Source organism: Prevotella sp. P6B1, assembly GCF_000702825.1.
Taxonomy (GTDB): Bacteria; Bacteroidota; Bacteroidia; order Bacteroidales; family Bacteroidaceae; genus Prevotella.
Genome location: NZ_JNKF01000011.1, coordinates 537,401 through 556,488, shown reverse-complemented (window position 1 = coordinate 556,488; position 19,088 = coordinate 537,401). Strand labels below are relative to the sequence as shown.

Annotated in this window: 20 protein-coding genes; 16 read left to right on the top strand and 4 right to left on the bottom strand. The window is 45.6% G+C overall.

Annotated features, from left to right (window positions below; translation table 11 throughout):
- Window positions 1–84 precede the first annotated feature (84 nt).
- Genes T495_RS0106485 through T495_RS0106460 form a run of 6 tightly spaced genes read left to right on the top strand, consistent with a single transcriptional unit; the run spans window position 85 to window position 6,252 of the window.
- Entirely contained in the window at window positions 85–738 is a 654-nt protein-coding gene (locus T495_RS0106485) for a 3'-5' exonuclease (protein WP_033148004.1), read from the top strand.
- Window positions 716–1,891, top strand: a complete 1,176-nt coding sequence (locus tag T495_RS0106480) for a class I SAM-dependent rRNA methyltransferase (protein WP_028904271.1) — start codon at window positions 716–718, stop codon at window positions 1,889–1,891. Before T495_RS0106485 ends, T495_RS0106480 begins: the two co-directional genes overlap by 23 nt.
- A gap of 9 nt (window positions 1,892–1,900) precedes the next feature.
- Complete coding sequence (gene tilS, locus T495_RS0106475; protein ID WP_033148003.1) at window positions 1,901–3,217, top strand: tRNA lysidine(34) synthetase TilS; 1,317 nt, start codon at window positions 1,901–1,903, stop codon at window positions 3,215–3,217.
- Window positions 3,218–3,595, top strand: a complete 378-nt coding sequence (locus T495_RS0106470; protein ID WP_028904273.1) for a hypothetical protein — start codon at window positions 3,218–3,220, stop codon at window positions 3,593–3,595.
- A gap of 35 nt (window positions 3,596–3,630) precedes the next feature.
- Entirely contained in the window at window positions 3,631–4,194 is a 564-nt protein-coding gene (locus T495_RS0106465) for a hypothetical protein (protein WP_155993474.1), read from the top strand.
- 21 nt (window positions 4,195–4,215) lie between these two features.
- Window positions 4,216–6,252, top strand: coding sequence for a HAMP domain-containing sensor histidine kinase (locus T495_RS0106460; RefSeq protein WP_033148001.1), 2,037 nt, complete (start codon window positions 4,216–4,218; stop codon window positions 6,250–6,252).
- Window positions 6,253–6,280: 28 nt separating this feature from the next.
- Here the strand turns inward: T495_RS0106460 and T495_RS0106455 are convergent, their stop codons facing one another.
- Window positions 6,281–7,048, bottom strand: a complete 768-nt coding sequence (locus T495_RS0106455; protein WP_155950139.1) for a hypothetical protein — start codon at window positions 7,046–7,048, stop codon at window positions 6,281–6,283.
- 673 nt (window positions 7,049–7,721) lie between these two features.
- Here T495_RS0106455 and T495_RS0106450 point away from each other — a divergent pair.
- The 3 genes from T495_RS0106450 (at window position 7,722) to T495_RS0106440 (ending at window position 9,313) form a co-directional block, all read left to right on the top strand.
- Window positions 7,722–8,069 carry a hypothetical protein gene (locus T495_RS0106450; protein WP_033147999.1) on the top strand — a complete coding sequence of 116 codons (348 nt, stop codon included), beginning with the start codon at window positions 7,722–7,724 and terminating at the stop codon, window positions 8,067–8,069.
- Between the two features lie 57 nt (window positions 8,070–8,126).
- On the top strand, window positions 8,127–8,714 hold the full coding sequence (locus T495_RS0106445) for a hypothetical protein (RefSeq protein ID WP_155993472.1): 588 nt from the start codon (window positions 8,127–8,129) through the stop codon (window positions 8,712–8,714).
- Between the two features lie 254 nt (window positions 8,715–8,968).
- A complete protein-coding gene (locus T495_RS0106440; protein WP_028904283.1) occupies window positions 8,969–9,313 on the top strand; it encodes a hypothetical protein in 345 nt (114 codons plus the stop codon).
- 61 nt (window positions 9,314–9,374) lie between these two features.
- Here T495_RS0106440 and T495_RS0106435 read toward each other — a convergent pair whose 3' ends face one another.
- The 3 genes from T495_RS0106435 to T495_RS0106425 are packed head-to-tail and all read right to left on the bottom strand — an operon-like array spanning window position 9,375 to window position 13,033.
- The gene (locus tag T495_RS0106435) at window positions 9,375–10,904 is read right to left on the bottom strand and encodes a DUF4268 domain-containing protein (protein WP_033147997.1); all 1,530 of its coding nucleotides are present in this window, start codon (window positions 10,902–10,904) and stop codon (window positions 9,375–9,377) included.
- Window positions 10,905–10,918: 14 nt separating this feature from the next.
- A complete protein-coding gene (locus T495_RS0106430; protein ID WP_033147996.1) occupies window positions 10,919–12,028 on the bottom strand; it encodes a DUF262 domain-containing protein in 1,110 nt (369 codons plus the stop codon).
- 6 nt (window positions 12,029–12,034) lie between these two features.
- A complete protein-coding gene (locus tag T495_RS0106425) occupies window positions 12,035–13,033 on the bottom strand; it encodes an adenine-specific methyltransferase EcoRI family protein (protein ID WP_033148121.1) in 999 nt (332 codons plus the stop codon).
- A 679-nt stretch (window positions 13,034–13,712) separates the two neighbouring features.
- On the opposite strand from T495_RS0106425, the gene T495_RS0106420 reads away from it, so the two are divergent.
- The 7 genes from T495_RS0106420 to T495_RS0106395 all read left to right on the top strand — a co-directional run bounded on the left by T495_RS0106420 (window position 13,713) and on the right by T495_RS0106395 (window position 19,083).
- Window positions 13,713–14,153 carry a hypothetical protein gene (locus tag T495_RS0106420; protein ID WP_033147995.1) on the top strand — a complete coding sequence of 147 codons (441 nt, stop codon included), beginning with the start codon at window positions 13,713–13,715 and terminating at the stop codon, window positions 14,151–14,153.
- Window positions 14,095–15,888 (top strand): VapE domain-containing protein, encoded by a 1,794-nt coding sequence (locus T495_RS0106415; protein WP_081832038.1) that lies wholly within the window; start codon window positions 14,095–14,097, stop codon window positions 15,886–15,888. Before T495_RS0106420 ends, T495_RS0106415 begins: the two co-directional genes overlap by 59 nt.
- 228 nt (window positions 15,889–16,116) lie before the next feature.
- Window positions 16,117–16,287, top strand: coding sequence for a hypothetical protein (locus tag T495_RS15850; RefSeq protein ID WP_155993470.1), 171 nt, complete (start codon window positions 16,117–16,119; stop codon window positions 16,285–16,287).
- Between the two features lie 134 nt (window positions 16,288–16,421).
- Window positions 16,422–16,985 (top strand): DNA-binding protein, encoded by a 564-nt coding sequence (locus tag T495_RS0106410; RefSeq protein ID WP_033147994.1) that lies wholly within the window; start codon window positions 16,422–16,424, stop codon window positions 16,983–16,985.
- A 120-nt stretch (window positions 16,986–17,105) separates the two neighbouring features.
- Window positions 17,106–17,531: an N-acetylmuramoyl-L-alanine amidase gene (locus T495_RS0106405; protein WP_033147993.1), complete on the top strand. Its 426-nt coding sequence runs from the start codon at window positions 17,106–17,108 to the stop codon at window positions 17,529–17,531.
- Window positions 17,532–17,712: 181 nt separating this feature from the next.
- On the top strand, window positions 17,713–18,732 hold the full coding sequence (locus tag T495_RS15140; RefSeq protein ID WP_051651889.1) for an RHS repeat-associated core domain-containing protein: 1,020 nt from the start codon (window positions 17,713–17,715) through the stop codon (window positions 18,730–18,732).
- Between the two features lie 6 nt (window positions 18,733–18,738).
- Entirely contained in the window at window positions 18,739–19,083 is a 345-nt protein-coding gene (locus tag T495_RS0106395; RefSeq protein ID WP_033147992.1) for a hypothetical protein, read from the top strand.
- Window positions 19,084–19,088: the final 5 nt, after the last annotated feature.

Here is a 19,088-nt window from a genome sequence, read left to right as displayed (position 1 = left end):
TTACGACATTTTCGTGCAAAAGTAGCTGAAAAAAATTAGATTTCATCATAAATCGGGATTTTTTTTATAATTTTGCACGCAGAAATGAAAAAGTTAATACAAAACAAGGTAGATAAGAAGGAAATGTCGACCCTTCCGCGCGTAATTTATTCCGGAAGGATTGTGGTGGTCGTATCGGCTTCCGAAGCCGAACGGGCTGTCGATTACCTGTTGGCTCAACCTGTGCTCGGATTCGATACGGAGACACGTCCCAGCTTCAAGAAGGGTGTGCACCATAAGTGCTCACTGCTGCAGGTGTCGTCGGCCGACTGTTGTTTCCTGTTCCGCCTGAATCACCTGGGGCTTTGTCCTGCCATCAAGCGTCTGCTTGAGGACCATACGACGACCAAGGTGGGACTGGCTTGGAAGAACGATGCGTTAGGACTGCATGAGTTGGGCGATTTCGAGATGGGCGAGTTTGTTGATTTGCAGGATATGGCCCGCCAGATCGGTATCCAAGATCAGAGCCTGGCCAAGCTTTATGCTAATGTGTTTGGCGAGCGAATCAGCAAGCGTGAGCAGCTGACTAACTGGGAGCGCGACGTGCTCGAGGAGTCGCAGAAGCGTTATGCTGCCACCGATGCATGGGCTTGTGTTCAATTGTATAAGGAGTTTAAACAAATGTTGGAAACGGATGACTATGAATTAGTTATCGTTCCTGAAATAACAACTAAGAATAATGAAGAAACTATATCTTAAGCGTGGTAAGGAGGAGAGCCTGCTCCGTTTCCACCCCTGGGTTTTCTCAGGCGCTATTCAGCAGGCCGACGAGGATTTGGAGGATGGCGACCTGGTACGTGTGTTGACTAATCATGGCGATTTTATCGCAGTGGGCCACTTCCAGAAGGGTTCTATTGCCGTGCGTGTGCTTTCGTTCCGCGATGTGGCTATCGATGCCGATTTCTGGGCTTCACGCTTAGCCTCGGCGCTCGAAGTGCGCCAATCCATCGGCATTGCCGATAATCCTCAGAACAACACCTACCGTCTGGTTCATGGCGAGGGCGACAACCTGCCCGGACTGATTATCGACGTGTACGACCGTACAGCCGTGATGCAGGCTCACAGCATTGGCATGCATCTGTGCCGTAAGGAGATAGCCGAGCAGCTGGTCAAGGTGATGGGCAGCCGTATCGACAATGTCTATTATAAGAGTGAGACCACACTGCCGTTTATGGACGACATGGAGAACGGTTTCGTGTATGGTGGTAGCGATGACAACGTGGCGCTCGAGAACGGCTTGAAGTTCTATGTCGACTGGCTGCGCGGCCAGAAGACCGGTTTCTTCGTCGATCAGCGTGACAACCGTTCGCTGCTCGAGAAGTACTCAGCTGGCAAGAGCGTGCTCAATATGTTCTGCTATACCGGTGGATTCTCGGTTTACGCCATGCGTGGCGGTGCAAAACTGGTTCACTCGGTCGACAGTAGCGCTAAGGCCATCGAGCTCACTAACCGCAATGTGGCCCTGAATTTCGAGGGCGACCAGCGTCACGAGGCTTTCTGCGAGGATGCGTTCAAGTATCTGGAGCAGGCAGGCAATAACTACGATCTGATTATCCTCGACCCACCAGCCTTTGCCAAACACCGTGGTGCGCTGCACAATGCGCTGAAGGGTTACACCCGCTTGAACAATAAGGCTTTCCAGAAGATTAAGCCCGGCGGCATCCTCTTTACGTTCAGCTGCTCGCAGGTGGTTACCAAGGATCACTTCCGCAATGCCGTCTTTACAGCAGCTGCCCAGGCAGGTCGTAAGGTGCGTATTCTGCACCAGCTGCATCAGCCAGCCGACCATCCTATTAATATCTATCACCCCGAGGGCGAATACCTGAAGGGCCTTGTACTGTTTGTAGAATAGCATCCGATTATGCTGCACAGAGTTCAGGATTTCATCGACAGGCATCAGCTGCTTGAGCGCACCGCTCTGCATCTTGTAGGCTTGAGCGGTGGGGCTGATTCTGTGGCTCTGTTGCTGATTCTGAAGGCACTTGGCTACCGGATTGAGGCGGCGCATTGTAATTTCCGTTTACGTGGCGATGAGTCGGATAGGGATGAGCAGTTTGTTCGTGATCTGTGTTGGTTATTGGAAATACCGCTACATTTAATTCATTTCGACACAAAGAGTTATGCCGAATTACATCAAGTAAGTATTGAAATGGCTGCGCGCGATTTGCGTTATAGCTATTTCCGCCAGTTGTGTCAGGATATCGGAGCAACCGATGTGTGTATTGCCCATCACCGCGACGATGCGGTAGAGACGTTGCTCATGAACCTGCTGCGTGGTGCCGGCATCCACGGACTGACGGGTATCCGCCCAAAGAATGATATCGTTCGCCGTCCATTGTTATGCCTGAACCGGCAGGAGATTCTTCAATATCTCGATTCCATCGGTCAGCCGTATGTTACTGATTCTACGAATCTGGTGCCCGATGTGATGCGCAATAAGATCCGTCTGCAGGTACTGCCTTTGCTCGAAGAAATCGCACCGGGCGCCACGGCTAATATCGATAGAACCGCTAATTATCTCCGCGAGGCCGAACAGGTGTTCCAGGCAGAGCTTAGCCGTGAGATGGCGGAGCTGGGGGGAAGCAGTTGTGATGCTGTTGCCATCGATAGACTGCTGCAATTACCTTCGCCCGAGACATTCCTGCATGAGTGGCTGATGCCTTATGGCTTTAATGCTGCGCAGACAGCACAGCTGATGAACTGTCTGGACAAGACCGGCAGTGAGTTCCGCTCAGCATCACATCTGCTGGTGGTTGACCGGAATCAGTTGGTTGTTGAGCCCGTCTGTCAACCGATGAAATCGCTTAAGATTCCCGAGACTGGCACCTATTGTGCCGCAGAGGATATGAAGCTCTGTATAGAGGAGGTTGAAGACTTAGCCATCTCTAAATCCCTGGATTGCGCTACGCTCGATGCAGCCAAGGTGCAGTTCCCGCTCATGTTGCGTCCGGTACAGCCCGGCGATCGATTCGTGCCTTTCGGCATGAAGGGCAGTAAGTTGGTGAGCGATTATCTGACCGACTTGAAGCTGAGTGTGCTGCAGAAGCGTCGTCAGTTGGTACTCACCGATGCTCAGGGCGCTATCATCTGGCTTGTAGGTCGTCGTACCGATAACCGTTTCCGTGTTTCTGATGAAACCGCGAGAATTTTACGTATCACAATTAAACATGAAGACTAAATGAAGAAGTTACTTGTATTTCTGTGTATTTTGGGCGTTGCGGCGCTGGTACTGATGGTTACCAAGCCCGATCGTCAACAGCATCTGGACACCATTCAGACCGTTGTGTCGAAAGCTGTCAGTGCCGAGTTGCGCGATTATCATATTGATGGCGACTTAGGTTCTGTTGTCTCAATGACTGCCACAGCGGGTATCAATCAGTTTCTGAACAGCAGTCTGATGGTCCGCGAACACACGTTCTATAATATCGGTGTTATTTCCTACGACAACAATTTCCAGATGGTCTCGGTGGGTGTGCTGAATCATGTCTATACCCTGAACGAAGAGCAGGCCCGGTACATCATCCGTACCAAACTAAAAGAAGCCATTACATTTTGAACAATCTAAAACAATAACAATCTAAAACAATGAATATGAAAAAGCAGTTTTTATTTGTGTTAGCAGCCTTTATCCTTTTGGGCGCTACATCAGTTTCGGCTCAGAAGAAGCAGCCGAAAGGCATGAGAGTGGAAGTGGCGGAGGCCGAGACCGACAAAGGTGAGTACACCATTTTTACCTATCTCGACAACGACGACACCTTTGCCTATTACCTGAGTCTGGTGCGAGAAAGCGATTTTCTGGAAGCCGATGAGATTCTTGGCATCGAGGTGAAAAACATCAGCGAGACCACTATCTGGCTGGGTGCTACTGCCGACGAGGCATTTGCCACCATCGACAATATCCTGTCCTTGTACGATAAGGATCTGGAGACTACTGCCGAGTTCCAGGGCCGAGCCACAACGAACGGCATGCAGTTAGGAGCCGAGAACATCGTGAAGTGCATGGTGGTTAAAAAGCTGTTGGGTGGCAAGCGTTTGGAGTTCTTCTTCCCCCAAGGCAACCGTACCGCCCATGCTTACCTCACCAAGCAAGTGCTGAAAGAACTGCGTATCGGACTAAAGATGAGCAAAAAGCTCCAGCCCAAACTCCATCGTTAAGCTATTCATGCATCAACAACAATGAAAACAACATCTCACATTTCCGTCCTATTCATTGCCACCTGTCTGCTGGCGATAGCAGCATGTAACAAGAAGCAGGATTATACTCCAAAGACAACACTTGCCGACAGTCTGATTTCAGCAGCTACCAGCGTACAGGACCTTGATCGCGCCTTATTCCTTTCCGACAGTTTACTGGAAACTGGCGACATTTCGATGTTCAGAAGTTGCTACACGAAAGGTAGTATCTATATGCGAACGGGAAAGCCGCAAGATGCCGGAGCTATCCTGAAACGCGCCTTAGCCGAAAAGCCCCAGAACGCATACGACAGCTTGTATTATTTCCAGTGCCTCAAAGCAATGGTGGAACATACTGACCAGAAAAATGATGACGAGGGAGTGCTGCGCATCGCTTTGCCAGCCTACGAAGGTCTTTATGCCTTAGTATCCCAACCAGAATACGCTTCCGAAGCCTATGATATCTTAGCAGAGATTTTGCAGTGTGTGGGGAGGAGCCAACTTAACCAGGGCTTGACTACCGAAGCTGAGAAATATTTCGAGAAATGCTATGAGTGCATCCAGAAAGTAAGGGCGTTAGACTCCTCATGGAAACACGATTACTATGCCACGGTATTTCTGTATACCATAGCCAATTCATATTCGTCCCGGCATGATTACTCTACGGCCGAAAAATGGCTGAACTACGCAGAGACCATCACTAAGGATATGGCTAACAAAGATAATGTCCCCGCCTTTATTACCGACATGTCATGGAGCACCTATTACCTCGATCGCGCCACAATCAGCAATGGTTTGGGGAAACAAAAAGAGGCCGACCAAGCCTATGCAGCGTACAAACGCACACAATATGCCAAGACAGATATTGCGCAAATCTATGAGGGCGAGTATCTGATGCAAGCTAAACGTTACGCCCAAGCTGCCGATGTATATGCCATCGTATATCAGTATCTGGCCGAATTCGGTTCAGAGCCTACACTCGACAACATAGCATACCTTACAAAGAAATTCACAGCCAACTACAAAGCCGGCCGTAACGACTCTGCATTAAGCGTTGCAGCCTACACCTTCGAGTACCTCGACTCTGCCATTATTCTCCAGAAGAAGAATCAGGCCATCGAACTGTCAACTATCTATCATACACAGCAGAAAGATGCCGAGATTGCCGAGCAAAAGGCCCAGTTGTTACAAACACGCGTGCTGGCTTTGGTAGTTGCTCTTATGCTGGCTATTACTTTCTTTGTTATTTATGCTGTTATCCGTCGCCGCCAGCGCATCCGTTTGGAGGAGAAGAACCAGCAGCTTATGATTGCCAACGCCCGTGCCGAGGAGTCGTCGCGCATGAAGACCAAGTTTATCCAGCAGATATCGCACGAAATCCGTACACCGCTGAATATCCTCTCGGGCTATGCGCAGGTAATGACTGCTACGGATATGGAGATTGATAATGAAACTCGCAATGATGCCAACCAGCAGATTCTTGAGAATACCGATCGCATCACAGGTTTGGTAAATAAGATGCTCGAACTCTCTGATGTAAGCAGCCGTACTGTTATCAGTCTTACCGATCATGTGTCGGCCCTGCAGATAGCCACCCAGGCTGTGCTATCGTCGGGCATAGAGGATGTTGCGCATCTTGAGTTCCAGTTGCAGGATATCGAAGGGGCAGGGCAGGCGCTGCTTTCCACCAATGAGCAGGCTGCTGTACGCGTATTGGCTTTGCTATTGGATAATGCCATAAAGTTTACCGCTCCAGCCGAAGCCTTTGGTCACCAGCCTGATATTGATAAAAAGCGTGCCACGCTCTTGATTACTAAGCTCGATAACCAAATACAGTTTATTGTCGAAGATACTGGTATTGGTGTGCCTGCCGCCGAGGCTGAGCATATCTTCGACGAGTTTGTACAACTTGATGAGTACTATAACGGCACAGGCATCGGACTTACTGTTGCCCGTAGCCTGTCCCGTCGTTTAGGCGGCGATGTGGTTCTCGACACCACTTACACCGCAGGTGCCCGCTTTGTGTTTACACTCCCTTAATATCACTTCCGCTTTTGCGCATCCTTGATTATTTACCAGCTACGGCTTTCAGACGATCTATTAATTTCTGAGCCAGTTCGCGGTTATTTGCTTGGTAAGCCTTCTCTATGCTTCTGGTCGAATCACTCAGCTGCTTATATTCATCAGAACGTACATTGGCTATACGAAACTTAGCTGCCTTCGACAATAGCTGATAGTTCCATGCATCAAAACGTATTACACCTAGAACCTTACCTTTAGCTCCCTTATCATACTTCTTCTTGGCATCCTCCTCGGTAGATTTGAAATAGCTCTCTCTAAGCGACATAAGTGGATTTCCATCGCCATCAACCAATAGCAGACCAGTAGCATTAGTATTATAATCCTTATGTACGCCAGTCTCTTCGGTTAGCTCAATCGGTACCTCTATACTCATCTTTGTTTTTTCGCATTTGTCGTGCACAATCTTCATGTCAGACAATAATTTGAATGGAATACCTTCGGTAACTTCTACAGGGAATTCTTTTTCGCCAAGAGCAGTGATGGCTGCAGCAATCTCTGCATCGGCAATACTGTCCATCTGCTTTGATTTGTTTTTCAACAAATCCATAATTTCATCCTGAGTACCACTCTCAGCCAGGCGTGTAAGCAGATCTACACCTTCTTGGGTATGTTTCTCAGCAATGGTTGGAACATCACCAAACATCCCCCCCGAGCTGCTCGAACCGCTTGAACCGCCTGAGCAACTTACGAATGAATAACTACACAAGCTAATTACCAGGGCCATCATGACCATTTTTGCATTAATCTTTTTCATCGTCCTTAAATAATTTTAGGTTTATAATGTTTGCCGATACAAACGGGACTCTCATCCTAAATAGGTTCCTTTCATGCTGCAAAAATACGAACTTTTTCTTAAAGTTCCAAATTTTTTGTCAGTTATTTATTCTTAATTCTTGGTTGTTTCAGAATAAAGTCGTATCTTTGTACGCATTTACTTAAGAAAAGATATGGATAAAGTTGGTGAACTTTATAACAGCAACTCGTGTAAAAGATCCGATGGAGTTTACACTGCCCAAGTATATAAAGGTATAAGAAAAAAAAACGACCACCACTCAAACGAGTGATGGTCGATAGAAGTTATGAAACCAAGCGGCAAGGTCGAATTGCTCATCATCTCTGCATTTCTGCAGCCATGCCACCGTTCCGCACATCGTGGCTCTACTTGGTTCCACCTTTCACGCTGCAAAGATACGAACTCTTTCTGAAAGTTCCAAATTTTTTCAAAGAAAAATGCTTTTATTCATTATTCCCTAAGAATGAGATGCGCTTAAAAGCGAACTCTTAATAAGTAATGTAGCTAAAATTTAAAAGCATGTCCTATTTTAGGATATGTTTTTTCATAATTAATGCTGGGTTTAAAAATCTTTTAGTACCTTTGCAAGCAAAAATTACAATAAAATAATTACAAGTAAATATCAAACCAAATTATGGATCAAATTAACAATCATTACTCAGGACCAATTACGGTTCAGGGAGCAAATTATCAGAGTCATTATGTACCTGCAGAGAAACCCTATGCGGTCTATGCTTTCGTTTATGAAGGCCCGTTTACAACTATTGCGCAGCTAATAGGCACTATGCTAATAGGAAAAGTGAACGAGGAGGGTAAAATGTGTTTCGAAAGCAAAGCTGTTTACCGTATGCCTGATGAATATATGCTTGACTTTGAGCATTGCTATATACCCGATGATATGGGTCCTATGAAAAGTGACCCTAAATTCTTAGGCTTTGTTGGCGACACCATTGGGAAGGACAAATTAGTCGAGATTGGATAGATGGATTTGGTATGCTCTGATGGAGTTCTGCCAATGAAGAGCTTTATTAAAAGAATAATGATGGCAGGATTAAAAATTAATCTGGGCGATAACTGCAGGATGAAGGAAGTTGAGGGCAGCATCGAATTTCATTATAATAATGAACACATCAAATTTTTTTATTTGGAGGTTCGTGACGATATCGCTTTGAGAGTAGAAATTTGGATTAGTGATGAAAAATTGCTTTCTCCACGAGAAATTTTAAGTGCACTATGGCGTCAGATTAATAATTGGGATGAAGTTGGTGTTACCTTTGAGAATATCAAGTTGGAAGACAGGTATGCCGACTATCAGACGCAGGTTAACGAACTAATAGAGTTGGCGAAGCTTTATGGCAATTATGTGGAGAACGGGGAAAATGGCACACTTGTTTATTACCTATTAAGCTGTTTGGAAAAGATAGGAAAAGGTCGCTGTTTTTACGACGACTTTGTGATGGCTATGAATAAAGTTAGATTTGAAAACAATTGTGATTACGATAAAGATTTGCAATTGGCTATTGAATTAGGCTATGTTTCTCGCGATGGCAATATCATCCAGTTCTCACCTGATTTTGAACGTATGGCAACATGGAAGTGGCAGTGGTTGCATGGCGAAGATAAATAATAATAAGAAAGCAGGGCAGTTAAATGTCCTGCTTCTTTTTTATTCATTATTCCCTAAGAACGAGATGCGTTTGAGGGGGAGCATGTTTTTATCTTCGTCGCTCATTTTGTCGTAGTACATTTTTGTTGGTATTAGCTATTTCAGAATGCGAAATTACCACAAGTGGAAAGATGGGAAACCTCTCGACGAGGAGCCACACAAGTTGACTCCAGCTATGAAGAAATTATTGAAGAACGTATCAGATTTAAAATAATATGGCGAAATCAGATTATGTAATGACCGACTTGTTGGGATACCCATATAATGGGAAATATCCCCCAAAAGGAGATAAACATGGAATCTACCATGGCTATTCTTCTGACGTAGAAGAAACGCTCTTTTACGACTTTGCTGTTCAAGGCTACGATCTCACCTTTGTTTATAAAGGCGTGCGTTATTACTTCCTCTCGACAAAAGATTATGTTGCCTTATGCGATGAACACTACACTGAGGAGTATCAGGTTTTCCCTGATGGCAACACGGCTTTGGAACAATTTAAGATAGAAGGAAAATCTCTTATTGAATTGATTAATCAGCTCGAGGAGGTCGAGCCTGTTTAATCAGAGTTGTATTGATTTCTAACTAACGATGCAGGATATTCTTCGGTCCTGCATCGTTTTGTTATTCTATCGCTTTTACTTCCTTTGAGAACACTTGATAGAAGACAAGGGATTGTCGTACCATCCAATCGATAGCTTCGTCCATCTTCTGCGGGTCTGATAGATCCGTTTGGTGGAACAGGGCGATTGTCTTGTCGCTTGCTGAAGGATTAGCATCCCATTCAGGCTCACATCCAAGAGCATTGTTTATTTCATTCTTCCTGGCTACTAAGGCTGGATAGTACCTAGCTACTACGGGTTTTCTGATATAGAGCTTTACTCCTACAAAATCTTTTAGTGTATTGCACACGTTCGATAACAGTATGTTCTGTCTTCCTATCCTTATGTCATACCAGTAATGTGGCTTAGGTGTTTGCAATGAAGGTATCGAACCTTCCTCGCTCAGTCTATCCTTGAATTTTGTCCAAAACTTCAGTTGAATCTTACGCGAATCAACAATCTTCTTTGTCCTAATCATCTTTGTATCTGGAGCTGGCACTTTGGCTACTTCGTTACTCCTGTATGAATCCAGTTCCTTCCCGTTTTCATCTTTCCATTGCGACCATCCATTAGATGAACCTCCAACACAGAACTGCGCAGCACCACTGGGCGAATCAAAGCAGATGTCTTCCTTCACTATTCTTTCACCGTTTCTGAGTTCAGTGTATTTTGCAAAGAGAATATCACGTTTCTTTCTTCCCGCCGGACTTATCTTGTTGAGATGAACAGGATTAATCTTACTGCCTGATAAAACAGTGAGCGACTGATCTGCAGGATTAAAAAGCCCCTGTGCTGAAGCATTCCTGGTTAGGAGGCACTTAATAAGATGGCTTGGAGATTTTGGTTGAAGCTTGGGCACAACTACTTCCGGTTCTGTTCTGTTGCCATCAGCCGAAGCCGTAAAATGCATGGTTGCCAGCATCCCCTTGATTTCTTCCTCCGAGAAGCTACTACCATATTTATCCAGCAGGTACGGCTTCAGACTCTCTGCTATTTGTGTCTGAGCATCTGCTATCAGACTTTCCTTGATTTTGTTTAAGCTGTTCTGGCGTTGTATCTCTTGGATGCGTTCTTCGCAGAATTCTACAATATCTTCTTTCTTAAAGCCTTCTTTTGAGAACAATTCCACAAAGCGTGCTCCCCGTTTTTCATCCAAGTCAATGGCCAGCTTAAATACCGAAACCACATGGTTGGTATTGGGCCTATCGTAAAATACCTCTATGTGTTCACCTATATATATACCTACATCAAGTCGCAGTTGTCGCATATACGATTCCAACTGGGTTATTTCCTCTTTTGATTGCGTATTTCCTGGACGCTTCACCTCTATTACAAACTGATACTCATTGTCACGCGCTACGAGGATATCCGGTTCCATTCGGTTACGGTTTCCAATTCTAAGCGATTGCTTATGAATGATTTCGCCTTTCCAAGGTTCCCATCCAAGCAGCATCAGTTGGTTTTCTATATGACGATGATAGGTATCTTCCTCAACGTCATGTTTCTTGTCCTCAATCAGAGGATAAACGAATCGTTTCCAAGTTTCTTGCATATCGTTATTGGTTTTTATTTAGCGCCTTTCTTGCGGTTGCAGTCTTTGCAGAGCATCTGACAGTTATCAGCGGTGGTAGTGCCACCTTCTGCCCATGGGGTGATGTGGTCGCCTTCCATCTCTTCCAGTTCAAAGTGATTGCCACACCAGGGACAGATGCCGCCTTGGCGTTCGTAGGCTTCGCGTTTCTGTTTCTTGTCGAATGTCCGGAACGACAGATCGCGAAGGTCACCGCTTAATACATAACTATAGATGCCCGATTTCTTCATGATCTCATCGTCCTCCATCAGGTCGTGTATGCGATGTTCCAGCTCTACCGTATCATATATATTATTATGATAGGTATCGTAGAGTAATCCCCAGTCCAGGCCTTTCATTTCTTTGCGATACGTAGTGAATGTAGAACGCACCCAAGTGATGATGGCCGAGAAATAAGCCCATAGCTGATTGGCGTTGGCATCATCCTTATGTTTCGACATATATTCGCTTACTTCCTTGATGTCTTCCTTACGTGCAGCCCATCTAAGTATGGTGGCCAGGTATGCCTGCTCGATGGCATTGCCATTCAGATAGTCGCTACCTATCTTATATGCAGGGCATCCGTTCTTTGAAAAGTAGCGGCGGGCATCAGTAACAAATGGTCCCACATATACGGCATTAAGCAACTCCTGGTCGAGCAGACGTTCGCCTGCGATATTAATCACACGGAACCAGTCGAGTTTCTCTTTGTCGGTGCCTGTGCAGAAGTAAACTGTTAGTTCGTAGTTTAAGAATGCTTCACGTTCATCAGGGGTTAACGACGAGAAGAACAGTACGCCACGTTCTGGATCGGTGATGTTGAAATCGTGATAGCGGAACTCGCAGATGGATAGAGTACGTTGCTGACCATCTATCATTTCAAATTCACCATCACCAACCACACTCCAGTACATGATGTTGAGAGGGAACCCTTTTAGGATGGTGTTTACTACCGCCTGCTTTTGTTTCAGGTCGTAGCGGAATTCTCGTTGATAGGGTGGGCGAATGTCGAGTTTGCCACCATATCCACGAACACCATTGTCTGGGTCGTTTACGTAACCGTCTATCAGGTCACGAACCTTGATTGATTGTAGTTTTATATCCATAGTTGTTTATTGTTTTTTGCGAATAAGGATTCTTTCATATAAGCGAACTAGTTCACCATCTTTCTCAATGTACAGGCGAGGTCCACCATTTAGTTTGCCCATACGTTGGCGGATGATGCTCATATCTGCAAGTTCCAAACCTATACCAAGAATCTCGAATTGGTCAGGATTATATTTGTCGAGGAAAGTGATGGGCACTCCCATCGCTCCATCATAATCACATGGAATATCAGCAGTTTTACTAACCTCGATAGCATCGTAATTGACGTAATGAGGATATTCTTCTGGTGTATAATGCTTGTATAGTATAATATCCTCATGGCGTTTTTTGATTTCAAGGTTTGTAAACCAATGAACGCCAGAAACACGAATCATTCCTTCTCTATGGTCTCCCGCTGTTGCGGTGTCCTCATATTTTGAGATAAAGTGTCCAGCGCCTCCTTTGAATCCATATCCTAACCATATTTTGTTAGACATAATTAGAGGAAATATTTCTTTGTAACATACTGCATTTTGATGGCCAATAATCAGGAACTTCTTCTCGTACTTCATCAGCTGTGCTACGTATTCACGGAATAGCGAGAAGGGTGGGTTAGTAACTACTATATCGGCTTGCTTTAGCAGCTCTATGCATTCACGACTGCGAAAATCGCCATCACCTTTCAGTGGATGTATGCCGATTTCTTCTGGATCAGGGATATTGTTGCCATTCTTGTCACCATCGTATATCAGATAGATGGCTTGCTCGCTTTTATTCTGACTAAACAAGTCCATATCCTGATTTTTGTAGCAGGTAGTGATGAGGCGCTTCAGTCCTAAGAACTCAAAGTTGTAGGCAAAGTAAGTGAAGAAGTTCGACACTCGTGGGTCGTCGCAATTACACAACACCGTTTTGCCTCGGAAGTGTTCCCGATAGTGTCGCAGCTCGTTATTAATATCCTCAAGTTGCGTATAAAATTCGTCTTTCTTTGCCTCCTTGGCGGCGTTTAAGTTTTTATTTGCCATAATGCGATTGATAGTCTTATGAATAGCACCCAACTATCAATCACGCTAAGACGCAAAAAAAGCGTGATGCACCTTTTGCGTCCAGCTATGAGGCAGCCTCGGATGGAAACCCCAGTCGTCTTTACAAGTATGCACCACGCCGTAGCGTGAATGCATTGCTATACAAAAGACGACTAAGATGCTCCATACCGAACACCCTATCACTTATTATCTCAGTGCGTTGTTATTTCCAAGAAGTTTCCGAGGCTTTTGGCTGAACGCGAAATAATAGCGAATGCTTTATGATTTACCCACAAAAGTCACACCGGCCACCTCTGTGTTGTATACCAGTGATCGGGTACAAAGGTACGAATAAGTGCTGAAATGAGCAAGGATTTGGCTTGAAAAATAAAAAGTGTTACATGAAAATGCTGGTTTTAGGCCATACGCGATAAAAAAATCAGTGATTTTTTTGCAGCTCTAAAAGGTAACTTGTAACTTTGTAGAAATTAAACAGAGATGAGACATAGACAATTAACAAACATTCAACAACCAGGCTCCATTAGCTGGGCTGCATTCTTAAAACTTGCAGCCTTGTTAGCCAAACCACCCACTATGATGTAATTACTTTGTGGCAACAATTTAGGCATACGCTGATCTTTAGTGACAGGTATGTAAACAATAATTAAAAACAAAATATATGAAAGAAATATTAGAAAAGGAACAATCCTTTTTAGGGCAGTTCTATACCCAAAATTGCTGGGGTGATTTGAGGCAAATTCTTGAAGTGTGGCGCCAATACTTAAATGAACCAAACCATTCAGCTAAGTTTAAGGATTGGGATAATCTTGAATTTGCTTTTAGTAGCGTATTCAAGAGGAAAAATGTTTACTATGATTTGGCTCGTATGATTGCTTATGGCTGGTTTAAAGAAAGAAAAATAGCTCGAATATGCGAGTATCTGGCTAAACATACTAACTTGGATGATAATCAGAATATGTTTAGACGAAAAGAAAACATACGTCATGGCATTTATGGGCAGATAAATCATTTCAAAAAAGAAAGAGAACAAACTAAGAAAGATGAAAGTCTCATTATTACAACACAGCAAGGATTCACAACCACAAAGCGTATCGCTTGAACAGGTTGTAGAATTAATTCGTACTGGTAGTCTGGTAATGCCGTTTTGCTCGGTATCGGCGATCTTAGAGGGTGGCTACCGACCGAAGAATATCACGAGTTTCACGGGCTTATCGGTGGTGAGCTATGCCCATCTGGAGAGTAGCAGTGTGGCGGAGCTCCGTGAGGAGGCACGTGCCGACCCGCACACATTGCTGCTCTTCGGAACAGCCGACACACTCCACATCGTGTTCGGTTATGAGCTTGAGCGCGACTACGAACTTCACCTGCAGAAGCTGTACTATTCGAAGGCTTACGACTTCGGGTGCGACTATTATGACCAGTTGATGGGGGCGAAAACCGACCGTAGCGGTAAGGGGCGGATGGTGCAGCTGGTGCATGATGCCGAGCTGTGCTATCATGCCTATGCCGAGCCTTTCTATGCGTGGGAGATCAAGGAGGCCAATGCCGCTAAACGCGAAGGACGGAAATCGCAAGTCGGGGTTAAGGAACGCAAACAGAACTGGAAGGAACAGTATGCCAGTGTGAAGGATATACGCGAGTTCCTGGCTAATCATGTGTACTTGCGGCGCAATGTCATCACCTCGCGTGTAGAGTACCGCTTGCCTGATAACGATATGTCATGGGTGCCTATCGACGACCATCTGGTGAACTCGCTGTGGACAAAGATGTCGGAACAGAAAACTGTGAGGGCGCCGGATATCTTTCGTGTGATTGAGTCGGACTTTGTGCCCGATTTTAACCCCTTTACCAGCTATCTTGAACACCTGCCGCCGTGGGATGAAAAGAATCATATTCTGTCCTTGTCGCTGTCGGTTATGGTGAAGGGCGGCGTGGAGAAGCAGGAGTTGTTCTACCGCTTTCTGCGCAAGTGGCTGGTGGGCGTGGTGGCGGGATGGATTGATCCTGTAGAGGTGAACCACGAGATACTGGTGCTGATAGGCGAACAGGGGTCGTATAAGACCACCTGGTTCCAATATCTGCTGCCGCCGGAACTACGTAAATACTTTTACACTAAGACCAACGCAAACAGGATGTCGAAAGACGATCTGCTGACATTGGCCCAGTATGGTCTGGTGTGCTGCGAGGAGCTCGATACCATGCGACAGTCAGAACTGAACCAGCTGAAGGCTGCCGTGACAATGCAGAGCATCGACGAGCGTGCTGCCTATGCCCACTTCCACGAGCACCGCAAGCATATCGCCTCGTTCTGCGGCACAGGCAACAATGTGCAGTTTCTCAACGATCCTACGGGCAACCGTCGTTGGTTGCCGTTCGAGGTGGAGAGTATTCTGAATCCCCGTGAGTTTGAGGTAGATTACGAGGGTGTATTCGCCGAGGCCTATGCGCTGTATCAGCAGGGCTTCTGCCACTGGTTTACGCGCAGTGAGCTGGAGCTGTTAGGACAGCACAACGAGGATTTCGAGGCCCCTATGCCCGAGGTCGAGAAGATCAGCGAGCGTTTCCGTACGCCTCAGCCTGGCGACCAGGTGGAGTTCGTCACCCGTACGATGATTTTCGATGCCATCAGTTATAACCCCACGTTGAGGCTCAATATCAACAACATCGGTCCGGCCATGCGCAAGTTGGGCTTCGAACCCGCTCGCACCAAGCATGGACGTGGCTACTGGGTGTATCGCTATAACGACTTGGAAATCAAGGAGAACAAGCGTAAACGGATGGGTATGGCCGTATCTGATGGTGACAAGGGTGACAACGATGACACCGTTTTTTGAAAAATCCTCGCGCGTACGTACAGGAACTTTGAAAACTCGAAAAAAAAAGTTCACGTACGTACGCGAGAATGTTTAGAAATATGCTGTTACCGTTGTCACCCTGTCACCCGGAAACGATCAAAAAGGGTGCAATTTTTCTCTAAGTACTTTTCACGTGCAAAGTAGTTAGCGCGCAAAATATCTTTAGTTACTTTTCAAAAATTCAATCACTAAGCGTTTATGAAATCAATGTCGAAACAGGAATTGGCTGCCAAGGCCGGGGTAAGTCTGAACACCCTGAACCGCTGGTGTAAACCCTTCAGTAGTGAGCTGAAGGCACTTGGGCTGCATCCTAAAGCAAGAATGCTTCCGCCGGTGGTAGTGAAGTTTATCGCCGAGAAACTGAGTATCGATTTATAACCTTATCTCACTTTATCTCACCTTATCTCACCATAAGTCGACGTAACTCACCAGCGAGGTTTGTAAATGTTGTATCTTTGTTCTGTCGAATGACAAATGGTCTTAATGTTTCATTTTTAAAGTTTTATTAGTTTATGGCAATTAAAGTAAAAGCAGTAGAGCGCCAGCTCAAGGTAGGCCAGCATGCTGGCAAGTACCGTTTTATGATGCAGGCCGAGATTTACAACACGCTGTCGGCACAGAAGGTGATTAGCGAGGCCTCTGTACGCAGTGGTATCGCTGAGGGCGCACTGAGCGCTGCCTGGGATGCTATCGGCGAGGTTGTCAAGGTGTGGGCCACCGAGGGACACTCCATCGCCATCCCTGGTCTGGGACGTATGCGCTTCGGCGTCAGAGCAACTTCGGTCGATGATGTAAACAAGGTGAGCACCGGCTTGATCACCACCCGCCGCGTCATCTTCTCGCCATCGGTTGAGATCAAGGACGAGCTGAAGGAAACCTCGATCAACATTACCTGCTACGATCGTGAGGGCAAGGTGGTGAAGCGTGTCACCAGTAGCGATCCTGGTAACATCGAGGATCCCGAACAGGATAACGACAATACCGGCAGCAATACCGGTGACAATACCGGCGGAAATACCGGTGGCGGTAACAATGGCGGCGGCGAGCCCAACCCCGACGGCAGCACAGAGGATTAATGGTTTCACTTAAAAAAACAAACTACTTATGGTAAAGATTTCATGGAAGAAGGTTGTCAAGGTCATTAAGTTCCTGGCAACGGTCATCACAACGATTGCAGGCACATTAGCCGTTCAGTCATGCGGAGCATTACTCTGATAGTCGTTCATTGTTCGGCAGTGCGACCTGATCAGACTTCGTCGGTTGTCCAGATCGATACCTGGCATCATGATAGAGGCTTTAAGTTTGGCGTAGGCTATCATTACGTGATCCGTCGTAACGGAGAAATTGAGGCTGGCCGACCGGAATGGATGGTGGGTGCGCACTGTGTGAACCACAACAAGTATTCGATAGGCGTGTGCTACGAAGGTGGTTACGACGCCCGTGGTCAACCCGCCGACACCCGCACCCCGGCTCAGAAGTCAGCCCTCCGTCAGCTACTCGCCGACCTGCACCGTCGCTACCCCCGCGCCGTCATCGTAGGCCATCACGACCTGAACCCCCGGAAGGCCTGTCCCTGCATAGCCAACGTAGCCCGCGAGTACGCCGATCTCCAGCCGGAGTAAACACACACCAATCCCCGCCACTGAGCGGGGATTTTTGTTTTTTACAACTGTAATCCATTGGGCATGTGAGTGTTAATCTTCTATAAATACAACGTAAATATTTGGCAGATTGAGAACTTGTGCGTACATTTGAACCCAAATTAATAACAATTTACTTAAAAGGCCCAACCGCCACAAACTCATGAATAGCAACCTCATTTTGAAGAATGGCAAGCCAGACCGTTATCTGTTCAACGGAGGTTATTGTAGCTATCCTGCCAACCCTGTGGCGTCCTCACAGCCAACGTTCCACTACTACACCAAAGATCATCTGGGTAATAATCGTACAGTGGTCAATGAGAACGGCACCCTGGAGCAGGTAACCCATTATTATCCCTTTGGCGGTATCTTTGGCGATGCAACACTGAATGCAGGAATTCAGCCCTACAAGTATAACGGCAAGGAGTTCGATCATGTGCATGGTTTGAACACCTACGACTATGGTGCCAGACAATATGCCCCCATCCTGCTAAGATGGGATAGGGAGGATCCATTGTGTGAAAAGTTCTATCCGTTTAGTCCGTATAACTATTGTGGGAATAACCCTATTAAGAATATTGACCCGGACGGACGAATTTGGACTAATATTGCAGGTGGTATTATAGGTGCAGTAACTGATTATGTGTGTCAGGTTACAGCAAATGTTGCAGCCAGTGGAGGATTCTCAACAGATTGTCTTACGGATATCGATGAGAAAGCAATAGCATTGTCAGCTGTAGCTGGCTTTATTTCAAGTGGAGCATCTGCAGTAGAAACTGCGGCAGGAAGAGCTATTGTCACAAGAACAGGAAGCAAAATCGCGGGAAAAATAGCGGGAAAGGTTGTAGCAGAAGGAACAAGATATGCGGCAGATGTAGTCGCTAATGGCGGTGACCTTGCTAATGCTACGATAGATTATACTGTTGGAAAGACAGTGAAAGCGTTTGATAGAAAGACCGTTCATCCTACATCGAACAAAAAAGCAGTAAAAGCTGCAACGGAGAGAGCTGAGAATAGTGGAAGGTCATTAAGTATTGAACAGAAGAACGTTATAAGAAGAAAGAATGCGATGGACAAGAAAAATGCTGCAAAAAAGAATAAATCTATAGAACGTGGAAATGCAGTAAAAAATAAAACCGCAGAAATTATGTATAATTCATATCAGTATTATGATAAAAAATAAAGAATTATGATTAAGTTAGATTTTCTAAAATTTGCGTGGAGATATATTTTGGCAATAATAGTTGTCATCGTTTTGATTCGTATTCTGGTTTACCCAGAACGTACTAAAATTAACGAATATAGAGAGAGGTTAAGTATCAGTCATAGTGTAACTAAGGCATCTATTAATTCCATAACGTATCGTAAGACTAAAATTTTTTATGAGTTTACGGTGAATGGTGTGAAATACTCAGGAATATCCAGATACACTCTATTAAATCCACCATATCCCCAAAAGGGAGATTCTATTGATGTGTACTATAGTGAAGATGATCCTAATGTGAATCTGTGGAGTGGCGAATTTACTGAATAATTGAA